13 protein-coding genes are annotated in these 16238 nt (G+C 45.6%); all 13 read left to right on the top strand.

What is annotated here, in order from left to right; translation table 11 throughout:
- The first annotated feature begins 450 nt into the window (after positions 1 to 450).
- Complete coding sequence (mraZ, locus tag DW015_RS03135) at positions 451 to 870, top strand: division/cell wall cluster transcriptional repressor MraZ (RefSeq protein WP_256320806.1); 420 nt, start codon at positions 451 to 453, stop codon at positions 868 to 870.
- A complete protein-coding gene (gene rsmH / locus DW015_RS03130) occupies positions 870 to 1805 on the top strand; it encodes a 16S rRNA (cytosine(1402)-N(4))-methyltransferase RsmH (RefSeq protein ID WP_117904135.1) in 936 nt (311 codons plus the stop codon). Before mraZ ends, rsmH begins: the two co-directional genes overlap by 1 nt.
- A 73-nt stretch (positions 1806 to 1878) precedes the next feature.
- On the top strand, positions 1879 to 2355 hold the full coding sequence (locus DW015_RS03125) for a cell division protein FtsL (protein WP_038670523.1): 477 nt from the start codon (positions 1879 to 1881) through the stop codon (positions 2353 to 2355).
- Positions 2356 to 2510: 155 nt separating this feature from the next.
- Positions 2511 to 4844 (top strand): penicillin-binding transpeptidase domain-containing protein, encoded by a 2334-nt coding sequence (locus DW015_RS03120; RefSeq protein ID WP_117904133.1) that lies wholly within the window; start codon positions 2511 to 2513, stop codon positions 4842 to 4844.
- 25 nt (positions 4845 to 4869) lie between these two features.
- Positions 4870 to 6318 carry a UDP-N-acetylmuramoyl-L-alanyl-D-glutamate--2,6-diaminopimelate ligase gene (locus DW015_RS03115; RefSeq protein WP_117904131.1) on the top strand — a complete coding sequence of 483 codons (1449 nt, stop codon included), beginning with the start codon at positions 4870 to 4872 and terminating at the stop codon, positions 6316 to 6318.
- A gap of 165 nt (positions 6319 to 6483) precedes the next feature.
- Entirely contained in the window at positions 6484 to 7845 is a 1362-nt protein-coding gene (gene murF, locus DW015_RS03110) for a UDP-N-acetylmuramoyl-tripeptide--D-alanyl-D-alanine ligase (protein ID WP_117904129.1), read from the top strand.
- On the top strand, positions 7842 to 8885 hold the full coding sequence (locus tag DW015_RS03105; protein ID WP_117904127.1) for a hypothetical protein: 1044 nt from the start codon (positions 7842 to 7844) through the stop codon (positions 8883 to 8885). Before murF ends, DW015_RS03105 begins: the two co-directional genes overlap by 4 nt.
- Positions 8886 to 8909: 24 nt before the next feature.
- The gene (locus DW015_RS03100; protein WP_117863108.1) at positions 8910 to 10136 is read left to right on the top strand and encodes a putative peptidoglycan glycosyltransferase FtsW; all 1227 of its coding nucleotides are present in this window, start codon (positions 8910 to 8912) and stop codon (positions 10134 to 10136) included.
- Between the two features lie 15 nt (positions 10137 to 10151).
- Positions 10152 to 11279: an undecaprenyldiphospho-muramoylpentapeptide beta-N-acetylglucosaminyltransferase gene (gene murG, locus DW015_RS03095; RefSeq protein WP_117904117.1), complete on the top strand. Its 1128-nt coding sequence runs from the start codon at positions 10152 to 10154 to the stop codon at positions 11277 to 11279.
- Between the two features lie 28 nt (positions 11280 to 11307).
- Positions 11308 to 12216, top strand: a complete 909-nt coding sequence (locus DW015_RS03090) for a hypothetical protein (RefSeq protein ID WP_117904115.1) — start codon at positions 11308 to 11310, stop codon at positions 12214 to 12216.
- 61 nt (positions 12217 to 12277) lie between these two features.
- Complete coding sequence (gene murA, locus DW015_RS03085; protein WP_117863110.1) at positions 12278 to 13537, top strand: UDP-N-acetylglucosamine 1-carboxyvinyltransferase; 1260 nt, start codon at positions 12278 to 12280, stop codon at positions 13535 to 13537.
- Positions 13538 to 13555: 18 nt separating this feature from the next.
- The gene (locus tag DW015_RS03080) at positions 13556 to 14659 is read left to right on the top strand and encodes an FtsQ-type POTRA domain-containing protein (RefSeq protein ID WP_117904113.1); all 1104 of its coding nucleotides are present in this window, start codon (positions 13556 to 13558) and stop codon (positions 14657 to 14659) included.
- A gap of 255 nt (positions 14660 to 14914) precedes the next feature.
- A complete protein-coding gene (gene ftsZ, locus DW015_RS03075; protein WP_022288359.1) occupies positions 14915 to 16045 on the top strand; it encodes a cell division protein FtsZ in 1131 nt (376 codons plus the stop codon).
- The last annotated feature ends 193 nt before the right edge of the window (positions 16046 to 16238 follow it).

Raw genomic sequence — 16238 nt, 5'->3', positions numbered from 1 at the left:
CAGCGTCAGAAATAATTGTGCTTTTTTTCGCAAAACCTATTGACGTATACTATATGTTGTGTTACAATAACTTTATAAGGTCAATGCGATGTGAATGTATGGGAGCTTTGCGGAAATATCTGCTATCTTTATACAGGTGCAAATGTTTAAAATACCACAAGATATTGTGTAGTGTAAAATTAATTAAAAGTTTACAAATTACAAGTTGGTGACAAATTAAAAGGTGAAAGTTACAAAATCCCCCTAAAATCTCTCTTAAATTGACCAAGTGTCCAAGAAAAATCCCTTGCAAAAATTCACTTTGGGAAATATTACTGTTGCAATTTTCTATAATATAGTGTATAATTATTGTACGGTGGTTAAAAGTGCAAAAAAGTGGTGATGAGTGCTTCGAAAGTGGCATTTCATTGCTTAACTCGGTCAAGGGAGGTGGACGGCTTGCAGGCGTGCTTGCTTAAAGGAACTTACAATCAGACTATGGACGCTAAGGGAAGAATGACTTTTCCTACTAAGCTCAGAGAGCTTATCGGCGAGCGGTTCATTGTAACTAAAGGTATAGACGGCTGTCTGTTCGTTTATTCCCTTGAGGATTTCGAGAAAAGAGCCGAAAAGATCAGAAGTCTGCCTATGGCTAAGGCGAGAGCTTTACAGCGAAGCTTTATGGCGTGGGCGTGCGAGGTCGAGCCTGACAAGCAGGGCAGGATACTTGTTCCGCAGTCACTGAGAGAGGTGGCAGGGCTTGAAAAGGAGATCGTTGTTGCCGGAGTATCTGACAGATGTGAGATATGGGATAAAAAGCGCTGGGACGATTTCAACAGCAGCATTGATGATAACGAGCTTATGGAAGCTCTGGAGGGACTTGATTTTTAATGGAATTTAACCACATTCCCGTACTGCTTGATGAGTGCTTGGAGGGTCTGAACATTCGGTCTGACGGCATTTACTGCGACGGCACTGCCGGAGGAGCAGGACATTCGAGAGAGATCGCTAAAAGGCTTGACGGCGAAAAAGGCGGCAGGCTTGTGGCTATAGACAGAGATCCCGAGGCGGTGAAAACTGCGACTGAACGGTTGGCAGGCTATCCTGCGACTGTTGTGAGAGGGAATTACTCTGAGATAGACGAGATATTTGAAAGGCTCGGAATAAGCGGTGCTGACGGCATTCTTATGGATCTGGGCGTTTCCTCTTATCAGCTTGACAATGCGGAGAGAGGTTTTTCCTATCACAATGACGCACCTCTTGACATGAGAATGTCAGGGGAGGGGCTTTCCGCCAAGGACGTTGTGAACGGATATGATTATCAGAGCCTTGCGAGGATAATTTTCGAGTACGGCGAAGAAAAGTTTTCAAGAAGCATTGCTTCTAAGATAGTAAAATACAGAGAACAAAAACCGATAGAGACAACTATGGAGCTTGCCGAGATAATAAAAAGCGCAGTTCCGCAGAAGGCAAGGCGTGAGAAAAACCCTTGCAAAAAGACTTTTCAGGCTATCAGGATAGAGGTAAATAAGGAGCTTGAACATTTGAATATCGCTCTTGACAAGGCGTTCGATTGTCTTAACGTGGGCGGCAGGCTTTGCATAATCACTTTCCACTCGCTGGAGGACAGATTGGTAAAGCAGAGATTTCAGAGCTTCTGCAAGGGCTGTATATGTCCGCCTGATTTTCCTCAGTGCATATGCGGAAGAACGCCTAGGGGAAAGCTTGTGAACAGAAAGCCTATAGAGGCTGATGAAAAGGAGCTTGCGGAGAATAACAGAAGCCGCAGTGCTAAGCTCAGGGTGATCGAGAAGATCAAGGACTGAGTGAAATTTGTGTGAAATTGGGAATGTGTAAATAACGGGCTTGCCCGTGGATCGTGAGAGGTGTTTTACCGCAATGGCAAAGGTACATAACTTGGCATTTGATTACAGTGCCTATGACAACGCTCAGGAGGCGGAGGCTCAGAGAGCCATAAAATATAAGAAAAACCCTGCACTAAAGCAGAAAACCGTATCGGTAGTAGCTGTGATAGGCATTTGTCTGCTGGTGGCTGTTGTTCTTGGAACGATGATATACGGCAGAGTCGAAATATCAAGCTTATGTTCGGAGCAGACCAGACAGGAGGAACAGCTTGCTCAGCTTCAGGGAGAGAATGTAAGCTTACAGTCAGAGCTTGCTCAGAAGACCAATATGTCAAAGGTCGAGGAATATGCTGAGAATGAGCTGGGACTTAAAAAGCTGGATAAATCTCAGATAGAGTATGTAACTGTGGAGTCAGACTCGGTGGCAAAGGTGGTAAAGGCCGAGGACGACAATGTGTTCGTTAAGATAAAACACTGGTTCAGCTCTGTTCTGGAATATATCGGGGCTTAGTGAATAAAATAATTATGGGGAAAGTTAGGGACAAGATATTTGTGCTTAGCTTTCTTGTTCTATTAATTTGTATGTGTGAAAATATGATATTTGCCGTATTGTGCTAAATTATTGAAGATTTTGTATGTGCGGTGATGTCCTGAGAGGAGATATTTATGACCGACAGACCAAGTGCCAGAATGAAACAACGTCTGAATATTTGGCTGAGCCTGCCTGTGGCGGCGATACTTATATATACGGTTGCGACCATATTTTCGGTGTCTATAAAGGACGGCAAGAGGTGGCAGTCCCTTGCAAACGCTCAGCAGCTTAAAAGCACGGCTGTTTCAGCGTCAAGAGGCACTATTTATGATTCAAACGGAACGGTGCTTTCTCAGAGCGCAACGGTCTATACTGTTTATGCAGACCCTCTTATGCTCAAAGAAAAGCTTGATGACAACGACAAGAAGATAGAGGAGCTTAAAGGATATATAGCCAAAGAGGACGATGCGTCCAAGAAGGCTACATATCAGCAAAGACTTGATGCAACGAAATCAGGGGACGAATGTCTTGACGAGCTTGTGGAGTTTTTGGCACTCAATCTTGAGATAGACACTAACACTGTGAGAGAAAAACTCACTAAGACGGATACTCAGTACATCGTGCTGAAAAAAGAAGTGGAAAAGACCGTTTCCACGGCTATCGAGGATAAGCTCACGGAGCTTGGCATTGACGGCGTAAGGTGCGACCCTACCACAAGACGGCTTTATCCACAGAATACTCTAGCTTCTGTTGTGCTTGGTCACACGGACTATGAGGGCAACGGCATATATGGTCTTGAAGCTTACTATGACGATTATCTCAGCGGCATTGACGGCAGGATAATCACTGCAAAGGCAAGCGACGGAACTGAGATACCATACAGATACAAGCAGAGCTATGACGCTCAGGACGGCGACGATCTTAATCTGAATATCGACGCCAACATTCAGTATATCCTTGAAAAAGAGCTTGCAAAGGCAGTTAAGGAAAATCAGCCTACTGACAGAGCCTGCGGTATCATAATGAATCCTAAGACAGGTCAGATATACGCAATGGCGACTTCTGATCCTTATGACCCTAACGAGCCTGCGGCTATCTCCGATGAAAAGACGGCGGCGGAGCTTGCGGGGCTTGATGAAGATTCAAACGATTACAAGCAGAAACAGCTTGACGCATGGTCCCTTCAGTGGAAGAACAAGGCGGTTTCAGAAACATACAATCCGGGTTCTGTATTCAAGGTCATAACAGGTGCTTCGGCTTTGGAAGAAAAGGCTATCACTCTTAATGATATTTTTGGCTGCGGCACTCAGATACAGGTGGAGGACACGACTTTCCACTGCTGGTCATTTACCGACCACGGTTCGCAGGATTTTGCCCAGGCAATGCTAAACTCATGTAACCCTGCATTCATTCAGATAGGCATGAAGCTTGGCTCTGAAAAGTTCTGTCAGTATTACAATGCGTTCGGTTTCAACGAGCTGACAGGTATCGACCTGCCTGCGGAATCAAATTCTATCAGTATGCCACTTAGCAACATGGGCCCTGTTCAGCTTGCTTCATCTTCATTCGGTCAGACAAATAAGGTAACGCCGATACAGATGATAACAGCTTACTCGGCGGCTATAAACGGCGGTTATCTTGTTACACCGCAGGTAGTGAACAGTATAACTGACGAGAACGGCAACATTGTAAAGAAAATGGACACTGTTGTAAGACGTCAGGTCATTTCTGAGGACACCTCCGCTACTATGAGAGAGATACTTGAAGGCGTTGTTGAGGGTCAGCCGGGTTCAAACTGCTATATAAAAGGCTACAGAATAGGCGGTAAATCTGGCACGTCTCAGAAAATGGACGAGGATATCACGGGTCAGACCTATGTTTCTTCATACTGTGCATTTGCTCCTGCTGACGATCCGGAGATAGTAATGCTCGTAATGGTAGACCACCCGACGGGCGAGAAATTCTACGGAAGCCAGGTGGCAGCACCTATATGCGTGAACGTGCTTTCAGACGTTCTGCCTTATGTGGGGATCTTCCCTGAGTATGACGAAAGCGAGCTTGCAGACTTGCAGGTATCAGTACCTAGCGTTCAGTATTATACTGTTGAGGAAGCCAAAAAGACACTTGAAGATCTTGGACTTGAGGTCAAGGTCAAGGGCGAGGGCGACACTGTTGTTAAGCAGACGCCTGTTGCCGCAAAGATAGAGCATGGCGGATCGGTTGTGCTTTACACAGAAGCAAACGCCAAGGAAGAAACTGTTACGGTGCCTGAACTTAAAGGACTTACAAAGGAGCAGGCAAAGGCTACGCTTGATATGTACGGACTTAATCTGACGGCGGAAGGCTCAGGCTATGAGGAGGAAGGTGCGGTTGCACAGTCCGATCAGAGCGTGGGAGCGGGACAGAGCGTTCCAATGGGAACGGCTGTGTCGGTAACATTTGCAGTGACCTCGGTAGGCTCACAGTAAGAAACCATGATAAGGAATGATAATTATGAAACTATATGATATCATAAAGGACGTTGCGAAAACTTCTCTGCCTGATATGGAGATAAGCGACGTTACGAGCGACACAAGAAAGGCTGTCAAGGCAGGCTCGATGTTCGTGTGCATAAAAGGAAAGACCTTTGACGGACATGACGCTGCTAAGGACATGATAGAAAAGGGCTGTGCAGTTGTAGTCTGCGAAAGAGATCTGGGGCTTGACTGCCAGATAATCGTGGAGAACACAAGAGAGGCTTTCCCTCTGCTGTGTGCGGCATTTTTCGGTCACCCTGAAAAGGAGCTTACTCTTATCGGTGTAACAGGCACTAACGGAAAGACGACTATCACAACTGTTATAAAGAAGGTGCTTTCTTCATTCGGCTGTAAGGTTGGTCTTATCGGCACTTGTCAGAACGAGATAGGCGACGACGTTTATCCTACTGCAAGAACGACTCCTGAGCCTTATGACCTTTATGAGCTTTTCAGAAAAATGGCTGACGAGAAGTGCGACTATGTTGTTATGGAAGCTTCCTCGCAGGGCTTGGAGCAGAAAAGACTTTCAGGCTGTCATTATAAGGTAGGCGTTTTTACCAATCTTACGCAGGATCATCTTGACGTTCACGGTACGATGGAAAATTACTATCAGGCTAAGAAGATACTTTTCACTATATCTGACAACGCTATCATCAACATTGACGATGAATACGGCAGAAGGTATCTCAAAGAGATAAGCTGTCCTGCGAAAACTTATTCATGCTGTACAAAGGCTGATTTCAGAGCAGAGGATATACTGCTTTCAGCAAGCGGTGTGAAGTATGTTTTCACTGACGGAAAGATAAAGCACAATGTTTCATTCAATATGCCCGGACTTTTCAACGTTTCAAACTCACTGGCTGTTATAGCCTGCTGTGAGACCCTTGGATTTGACGTTGACAAGACTATCAGAGCTTTGGGTACTATGCAGGGCGTAAGAGGAAGAGCGGAGATAGTTCCAACAGGCAGAGATTTCACTGTTATATGCGACTATGCTCACACTCCTGACGCACTTGTGAACGTGCTTTCGGCTATAAAGAACAGTGCAAGCGGAAAGGTAAAATGCCTTTTCGGCTGCGGTGGAAACAGGGACGCTTCTAAGAGAAGCCTTATGGCTTCGGCTGCGGCGGACAATGCTGATTTTCTTATCGTCACTTCCGACAACCCGAGGAATGAAGATCCGCAGGATATCATAAACGATGTTCTGGTTGGTCTGGAGGGCAAGACGACTCCTTACATAACTATCGTTGACAGGCGTGAGGCTATCCACTGGGCTATACATCATGCGGAAAAGGACGATATAATCGTACTTGCCGGCAAGGGTCATGAGGATTATCAGATACTTGCAGGTGGTGTGAAGATACATTTTGACGAGAGAGAAGTCGTTGCGGACGCTCTTAAAGAGCTTGAAGCTGAGGGCAGATAAGAGATAGAAAATAACATATTTGTTATATAGTGGAGCAGCGCAATTTCTGCTTTGCAGAAATACGATGTCCCGTTTGCATCGTTTCGGCGATGAATGAAAATAGATATATATTTATAAGAAAAGGGAAAGGAGATACTGCCGAGAAATTGGCGGATAAGAATTAAAATGGAAAAATTAGGCTTACAGGAGATAATATCGGCGGTTCACGGAAGCTACGGCTATCCTGCTGACGTTGAAATTTCCGATATCTCCACCGATACGAGAACAATAAAGCCAGGCTCGCTTTTTATTGCACTAAAGGGTGAGAATTTTGACGGACACAACTTTGCCGCAAAGGCTATGGAGCTTGGTGCGGAGGCTGTTGTCACGGAAAGACCTGTGGAGGGTGCAAGATGTATGATAGTTGACTCCACTGCAAGGGCATTGCTTGATATTGCAGGATACTACAGGTCTAAATTCGATGTTAAGGTAGTTGGCGTAACAGGAAGCGTGGGAAAGACCACCACTAAGGATATGATAGCCCTTGTTGTGGCGCAGAAATACAAGACGCTGAAAACTCAGGGCAACCACAACAATGAGATAGGTATGCCGCAGACGCTTTTCGGTCTTGACAGCAGTTATGAGGCGGCTGTTATCGAAATGGGTATGTCACATCAGGGGGAGATATCGAGAATGTCAATGTCATGTCAGCCTGACGTGGCTGTTATAACAAACATCGGCATTTCACATATTGAAAATCTCGGCACGCAGGAAAACATTCTCAAGGCGAAGCTTGAGATACTTGACGGTGCGGCTTATGACGCTCCGCTGATACTTTGCCGTGATGATAAATTGCTTGCAGGGGTGCAGTTACATTCTGACAGAAAGGTTTATTACTATTCTGTATCAAAGAAGGACTGCGATGTTTATGCAAGCGGTGTTAAGACTGTTGACAACAGCATAACATTTACTATAAACTATGAGGGCGGAAAGATAGCCGCCCAGATAAACTGCCTGGGCGAGCATAATGTAAAGAACGCTCTTGCGGCGTTCTGCGTGGGTCTTGCGCTTGATATTCCTCCTGAGGATATTGTAAAGGGCATTGCTCAGTTCAAACCGGAGGGTTTAAGACAGAATGTTACCGTCATTGACGGAGTTACATATATAGTTGACTGCTACAACGCTGCGCCTGACTCGATGAAAGCGAGCCTTTCGGTGCTTTCACAGGCACAGGCGGAGGGCAAGCGTATTTGCGTGCTTGGAGATATGCTGGAGCTTGGCAAGAACTCAAAGACCTATCACAAAAATGTGGGAGAGTATGTTGCGGCTTCAAAGGCTGACCTGCTTTACTGCTTTGGCGAGGACTCAAAGTGTTATATAGAGGGTGCTGAGAAAAAGGGCTTTGCAAAGGAAAATTGCAGGCACTTTGAAAGCAGAGATGACCTTGCGTCGGCTTTGAAAGAGGTAGTTGCAAAGGGCGACGCTGTGCTTTTCAAGGGAAGCAGAGGAATGAAGCTTGAAGAAGTGTTCAATGCGCTGACAAAATGAGTTGGAGCGTGCAGGCGGTGATACTGGGGTGTGAAATGGTGCTGGGATATGTTCTCGGCAGAGTGTTCATACCATATTTCCGCAGGATAAAAACAGGCAAATTCGATTTTTATATAGGCGACAGGTTCGCAAAGGACGGCTCTGAGCCAAAATTCGGCGGAGTTGTCATAATGCTCTGCGTTATATTCGGCATTGTTACGGGAGTTATATTTTATGGCTCGCAGACGGTGCTGAGTTTTGAGAACGGAGAGTTTTCAAGGCGTGTGTTTATCGCTCTGGGCGGAGTTTTGATGCTCACGGCTATCGGGCTTTCGGAGGACTATGTTAAGGAGAAAAAGCTTGGCATAGGCATGAAGCCTTTTTACAAGATATGTATGGAGTATCTTATATGTCTTGGAGTATGCGTGGGGCTTAGATACTGTGGAGGAGTGCAGACGGCTGTGCTTATGCCTTTTCACTTGGGCTATGTGCAGTTCGGCGGGCTTTTTTATCCGCTTTTTCCGCTGTTTATGACAGTGGGGATAAACATGGTGAAGATACACGATTGCGCAGGCGGTAAGACCGACACGGGTGCTGACGGGCTGTGTGCTGTAACGGCTTTGATATTTTCGGCAGGATTGTCAAGCGGTCTTGCGGCAGGGGCAGGCTCTGACGCCGCTCAGCTTTTTGCTGTTTGCACAATGGGTGCGGCAGGAGGCTTTCTCTTTTGGGGGTGCAGTCCTGCGAAGCTTTATTTGGGCGAGTCGGGTGCGCTGGCGATTGGTGGTCTTATGACTATGGCGGTGCTGCTTTCGGGAGAATATTTCGTTTTCCTGCTGGCAGGTGCGGCGGTGGTCGTTGACGGAGCTTGCGGGCTTTTGCAGTATATCGTGTTTAAGGCAAGAAAAAAGCTGCTTATGAGGGGCTATACGCTTCATGAGCATTTGCAGAAAAAGGGTCATGGGGATCACACCGTGATCGGGATATTCGCTGTGATGTCTGTGGCAGGGGCTGCGGCGGCGATAGCATTTTTGATATATTCGGGAAAGTTTTTCATATAGAGATTTTGTTGGGAGGTTGTTTGTTTGGCTATAAGAGGTCCTAGACGTGAGCGTGACGGAAGCATAGTGTATAATAGTCACGTTCCTCTTAAACAACCTGTGGCACAGGCAAAAAGAAAACATAGATTCAGATTTATACTTACGGAGATAGACAAGCCGTTTTTCATTCTTGTAATGGTATTGCTTGTATTCGGACTTCTGATGATGTTTTCTGCAAGCTATGCGTGGGGTCTGAGTGAATATAACGATGGATATTATTATCTGGTGAGCCAGCTCAAGTCTGCCGGACTTGGTCTTCTTCTGATGTTTGCCACGAGCTATCTTGACTATCACTTCTTTCAGAACACTAAGATAGCATATATTGCGTTTATCGCCACATATCTTCTTACGTTTTATACAGCTCTTTTCGGAATAGACGTTGCCGGTGCAAAGCGTTGGATACAAATAGGTCCGATCAGCTTTCAGCCGTCGGAGCTTCTGAAGGTAACGTTCATTATTATTTTCGCATACATAATGTCGGTAAATTATCCTAAGTTCAAGGATTGGAAATTCTGTATTATACCGTTTACTGTGATAATGGGCGCGGTGGCGCTGGTGCTTATTTTTCAGAGGCATATGTCGGCTGTTATGCTGGTGGGTATCATGGGAGTGTCTATGATGTTCATAAGTGGTATGCCAAAAAAGACCTTCTGGAAATTTATCGGTGTGTGTGCTGTTTTCGGGGTGCTGCTGCTGATATATAAAATGGCGTCAGGCTCAGGCTTTTCTTATATTTCAGATCGTATACAGAGCTGGAAAAATCCTGAATCCGACCCTAGCGGAAAGACCTTCCAAACCTATGAATCTCTATTGTCTATAGGCTCGGGCGGCTGGTTCGGACTGGGCTTTGGCGAGTCAAGGCAAAAATACTATCTCCCTGAGTCACAAAACGACTTCGTTTTCGCTATTATCTGCGAGGAGCTTGGCTTCGTGGGTGCAATGGTAGTGGTACTGCTGTTTGTGCTTTTTATAATCGAGGGCTTCATGATCGCTTCAAGAAGCAAGGATCGTTTTGGTATGCTTCTTGCGGCTGGTATAACAATACAGATAGGCTCGCAGGCACTTTTCAACATTATGGTAGCCTGCAACGCTTTCCCTAACACGGGTATTTCACTGCCGTTTTTCAGCTACGGCGGTACTGCACTGATGATACAGCTTGCAGAAATGGGTATCATGCTCAACGTTTCACGTCAGTGCATCAAAAAAAAGTAAAGAGGTATTAGTTCTATGCTCAGAGTTTTACTTGCAGGCGGCGGTACGGCAGGTCATGTAAATCCTGCTCTTGCCATTGCGGAAATAATAAAAAAACATTATCCTGACGCTGAGATAAGCTTTGCGGGAAATCCTGAAAAGCTTGAAGCTAGGCTCGTGCCTGCGGCAGGATATAAGTTCTATCCTATAAAGATAGAGGGCTTTCAGAGAAAGCCTAACTGGGTAAATCTCAAAAGAAATATCCATGCGGCAGAGTGTCTTGTAAAGTCAGGAAGCACTGCAAAGAAGATAATAAAGGAAGCAAGACCTGATCTTGTTATAGGAACCGGAGGCTATGTTTCAGGGCCAATAGTCAGAAAAGCTGCTAAAATGGGCATAAAGACGGCTATTCACGAGCAGAACGCTTTTCCGGGCGTGACAAACAAGATACTTGCAAAGTCTGCAGACGTTGTTATGCTCACTGTAAAAGAGGCAGAAAAGTATATGCCCGAAAATGCTAAGACGGTGGTGACAGGTCTGCCTGTAAGGGGGGCTTTCAACACCATGTCAAAGTCGGAGGCTAAAAAACAGCTTGGCTTTGATGAAAATGAAATATGTGTGCTTTCAACAGGCGGAAGTCTGGGTGCGAGAGTGCTTAATGAGAATATCGCAAAGCTGCTCAAATGGTATCAGGACAATGATGTTAAGGTGTGTCATATACATTCCTACGGCACTTATCAGGGATATAAGGACTATCCTGAAAAGCTCAGGGCTATGGGCATAAATATCAACAACAGCAGACGTATCATAAAGGATTATATCAATATGCCTGTGGCAATGGCTGCGGCTGACCTTGTTATATCAAGGTGCGGAGCGGCTTCGCTGGCGGAGCTTGAAGCAATGGGCAGAGCTTCTGTGCTTATCCCGTCGCCTATGGTGGCTGAAAATCATCAGTATTACAACGGCATGGTATTGCAAAACGCAGGAGCAGGCTTTGTTATCGAGGAAAAGAATCTGACGGAAAAGCTTTTCATTGATACTGTAAAGGGGCTTATAGAAGACCCTGAGAAGCTAAGACAGTGCTCGGAAAACGCTGCAAAGCTTCATGTTGCCGATACTGAGGACAGGATATTCAAGGCTTTAGAGCCACTTATTAAGGGATAAGGAACGTAAAATTTAAGGGGATAAAATAATGGATAAGAATTACAGACAGTATAACAAGAGGGCTTCAATGGACAGCATTGAAGTGCCTGATGTTGACAAGATAAAAAAGCTGTCAGATAAAAAGTTCAAGGGCAGCGGAGTGAACCGCACCGCCGACGAGATTTTTGACGGAGAAAAGTTCAACAAGGCAGGGGAGTTCGACCGTGCCACAAAGACTTACGATGACCCTACCAAGCACAAGGAAGAGGACGACAAAGAGGACGATTTCCTTGAGGACGCTGCGGCTATGCCTGCGCAGGCGGCGACAGGACTTAGCAAAGGAGTAAAGGTAAGAGGAGCATATGTAAAGCGTGGCAAGGTGATAAAGGTGATCGTTACGGTGGTCATCATACTTGTGCTTATGGTGTTCTTCTTCCCACCGCTGTTTTTCAACGACGCAGACAAGAGCGTGGTGAGATATGACGACAACGTGTTCAAAACAATGGGTATGACGGATTTTAAAACATATGCGCTGTCAAATTATTCTGTATACAACGAAGAAGCTTTTGGTTCTGAGTTGAGTTCAAGCTATCGTTTTGCAGATATAGTGTTCAATATCAAAAACCCGTCTCCTTTTGAGATAAAGATACCGCAGTATGAGATCAGCCATGTTTCTTCTGAATATGACAACGCGGTATGCTATGCGACCAGCGTTACAACAAACAGTGACGGTGAGGTCATAGGCGACACTGTTCCTCCGTTTTCCAGCAAGGAGGTCACTGTAAGGATACTTGTGAATATCACTGATATGGACGATAGTACATTTGACGATTGCGTTACCGGCATGATACTTTCAACTAAGGATATGAAAAAGAAGATAGGCAAGGACTCCTATCTGCCTTGTCTGCCTGCTTTTATGCCTGTTTCAAACGCTACAGAGATATATATCAACAAATAGCTTTAACCTATATGGGCGATCCTGCATAAGATAAGTCAAAACCTTAAAAGGAGCGACGCTTATGCAACGGCTTATCATTCAGGGAGGAAGCAGGCTGAACGGAGAGATAACCGTTCAGGGAGCAAAAAACGCAGCTCTGCCGCTGCTGGCAGGGTGTGTTCTTATAAACGGAGAGATCAGGCTACATAACTGTCCTGCACTTTCGGACGTATTTGCGGCTTGCCGCATTCTGTCGGTGCTTGGGGCAAGGTGCAGCCGTGAGGACGGCTGTGTTACTGTGGACGCAAGGGGTGCTGTAAAGACCTTTGTGCCAGATGAGCTTATGAGAGAGATGCGTTCGTCTATCGTTTTTCTGGGAGCTGTTCTTGGAAGAACAGGTGAATGCAGGCTGTCATTTCCGGGAGGGTGTGAGCTTGGTCCGAGACCTATAGATATGCACCTGTGCGCACTTAGAAAAATGGGCGTCAGGATAAACGAGGAGTATGGCGTGCTTAGCTGCACCTGCCCGAGAGGGCTTAGAGGGGCGAGGATAGACCTTTCGTTCCCCTCTGTGGGAGCGACTGAGAACATCATGCTTGCGGCTGTTCTGGCAAAGGGTGACACGGTGATATACAATGCGGCAAGAGAGCCTGAGATATGCGATCTTGCGGAGTTTCTGAACTGCTGCGGTGCAAGGATAAGCGGCGCAGGGGGCGGAACGATAACAATAAGCGGTGTGGAAAAGCTTCACGGCTGTGAATACTCTGTCATGCCCGACAGGATAGTTGCGGCGACTTTTATGAGCGCGGCGGCGGCAACAGGCGGTGAGATAGGTCTGCTTGGAGCAAGGGCAGGGGATATCCGTGCGGTCATTCCTATATTTGAGCAAATGGGCTGTCAGGTATTTCTTTATGAGGACAGGATATTTATAAAAGCGCCTAAACAGCTAAAAGCTGTGCGGACGGTGAGGACTATGCCTTACCCGGGATTCCCTACGGACGCTCAGGCGATAGTCACGGCGGCACTTGCTAAGGCAAAAGGCACCAGTGTGGTGGTGGAAAATATTTTTGAAAACCGCTACCGCCATGTTGACGAGCTTGTGAGAATGGGTGCGGATATAAAGACAGAGGGAAAAGTGGCTGTTATCGAGGGCGTGAAGGAGCTTTACGGAGCAAAAGTCCGTGCGCCTGACCTTAGAGGCGGTGCGGCGCTGGCTGTGGCGGCGCTTTCGGCAGAGGGAGAAACATCTCTCACTAATATAAAGCTTATGGACAGGGGCTATGACTGCATTGAAAATGCTTTTACGCTTCTGGGCGGAAACATAAAACGTGTAAATTATTAGCAGTTAGGAAAGAGAAAAATGAACGGAACTTACAAGGAAAACAGAATGAACTCACAGCAGCCTGCGGCACGTCGGCAGACAGTGAATATGCGCAATGTGTATGTTGCCGGATTTTTTGCGGCTGCGGCGCTGCTGCTGGTGCTGAGTATGTTTTTGTTTTTTAATGTGTCGGAGATAAAAATAGAGGGCGTTACCCTTTACGAGCAGGATCAGATCCTTGGCGTGGGGGGCGTTTCAACGGGACAGAACCTTGTGAGGACGAATACGGATATAGTTGAAAAGCGTTTAAAAGATACTCTTGTGTATCTTGATGATGTCAAGGTCACAAAGAAATTTCCGTCAACACTTGTTATAACCTGCACAGAGGCTGAAAAGGCGGCTGATATCGAGTATAAAAATTCATACTATGTGCTGTCTGCTTCGGGAAAGATACTTGAAACGAAAAATCCTGCTCCGACAGGGGATATACCTGTTGTAAAGGGCTTTGAGCTTAAAAGCCTTAGTCAGGGCGACAAGCTTGCTTCTGAGGATTCATTTAAGGCGGATATCCTTAAAGAACTTCTGAATGATCTTCATGACCTGAAATTTAAAAATATAGACTCTATTGACCTGACCACCCGTTCGGATATTAAGCTTATGTATGATGGCAGGCTTGAAATAAAGCTTGGAAGCTCAGTGGATATGGAATACAAGCTTACATATCTTAAGGCGGTAATTGACAAGAGCATTACTGACGATTACGAGGGTACGCTTATTTACAATGGTGCTGACAGCGGCATTTCGGCTATTCCGAAATCGCAGGACGAGTCGTCAAAGCCTGACGACACAAGCTCTGCAAAGCCTGATGACAGCAGCAGTGCGGTGTCGGCTGATACTAATATTGATGACGGCAACACATGGAACAATGGTGATGCTTGGACGGGTGACGATAACCAAGGCTACGACGATGATACCAACGCATGGGACGGCAATAATGACGCCGACAATGCAGGCACAGATCAGTGGACAAACGAGAACGGAAACACCGACTGGGAATATGATAACGGCGGCAATCAGGGGTATACCGACAATGGATATGCTGACAACGGCTATGTGGACGATCAGACGAACACAGATTGGTAGGGGTCAGGATAACTAATTGTATAGTATACACAAATGAAACTGAAAAATCAGTCGTTTTATTGATAATTAATAAAAAATTTATAATGGTTTCATTTAAGTTCTTTACTTTTTGACAAAAGTATGATAATATATTATTGTATCTATTTATGTGCATATTCGGCACATAGGCTTTTTTGCATTTTATTTTTGATTTGATAAATTGATATGTAAAAATACGGAGAAGTATGAAAATTCGCTTTTAGGAGGAGTTCTATTATGGGTTACGAGTATGTTGAAGAGCCAGTCGTAGGCGCAAAGATCAAGGTAATCGGTGTCGGTGGCGGCGGTGGAAACGCACTTAACTGTATCGCACAGGCAGGCATCGAGGGAAATGTTGAATATATCGCTGTTAATACTGATATTCAGGCACTGCATAAGTCAGCTGCACACACACAGATCCAGATAGGTGAGAAGCTTACTCACGGTCTGGGCGCAGGTGCAAAGCCTGAGATCGGCGAGGCTTCCGCTCAGGAAAGCAAGGACGAGATCGAGAACGCTATCAAGGACGCTGATATGGTATTCATCACAGCAGGTATGGGCGGTGGAACAGGTACCGGTGCTGCACCTGTAGTTGCTGAGATCGCTCAGTCACTTGACAAGCTCACTATTGCAGTTGTTACAAAGCCTTTCAAATTTGAGGGAGCAAAGAAGATGGAGAGAGCAGAAAAGGGTATCGAGGCTCTTATCAAGCACGTTGACGCTCTTATCGTTATCCCTAACCAGAACCTTATCACAAACGAGATGCGCCTCACTATGAAGCAGTCTTATGCTATCGCTGATGAAGTTCTTAAGACAGACGTTATCGCTATCGCTGAGATCATTACAAGACATGATGAGATCAACGTTGACTTCGCTGACGTTACTACTATTCTTAAGGGTGCAGGCAGAGCGCATATTGCTATCGGTCACGGCGAGGGCAAGGATAAGGTACAGGATATCATCAATCAGGTCATTTCTTCTGACCTTCTTGAAACTTCTATCAAGGGTGCAAGAAGACTTATCGTAAACGTTACAATGAGCGAGGATCTCCTTATCAGTGATATGGACGAGCTTACTGCTGCTATAGCAGACGCTGCTGACGATAACGTTGAGATCATTTTTGGTAACGGTACAAATCCTGATACCAAGGACGCTATGGACGTTACTGTTATCGCTGCTGACTTTGTTGACAGAGATGACGTTCCTGAGGCTGCTGCACCAAAGGCTGCGACAACATATACTGCAAATTTTACTCAGAAGGCTGACGACGCAAAGGCTGACGCTGAAGCGATGCACAAGGCTGGCGTTAAGGCTGCTGATAATCCAAATTATTACGACGATATCTTCAATATCTTCAAGAACAAGTAGTAATGCTTTTAAAGGCGGATCGGCGTTTACGCTGTCCGCCTTGTTTGAATCAAAATCGGAAAACGTTTACATAGTTAAAGAGATTTTCGTATTCTCAGAAAGTTATCATGATATTGAAAATTTTTCGCAAAAGCACTTGAAATCTTACGGAAAATTTGATATAATTATTCTGTGATAAATATGATTTTAAGAC

The sequence above is a fragment of the Ruminococcus sp. AF37-20 genome (assembly GCF_003460465.1).
In the GTDB taxonomy this organism is placed as follows: Bacteria; Bacillota; Clostridia; order Oscillospirales; family Ruminococcaceae; genus Hominimerdicola; species Hominimerdicola aceti.
Note: the sequence above shows the minus strand (reverse complement) of the source record. Positions and strands in the feature narration are given on the sequence as shown.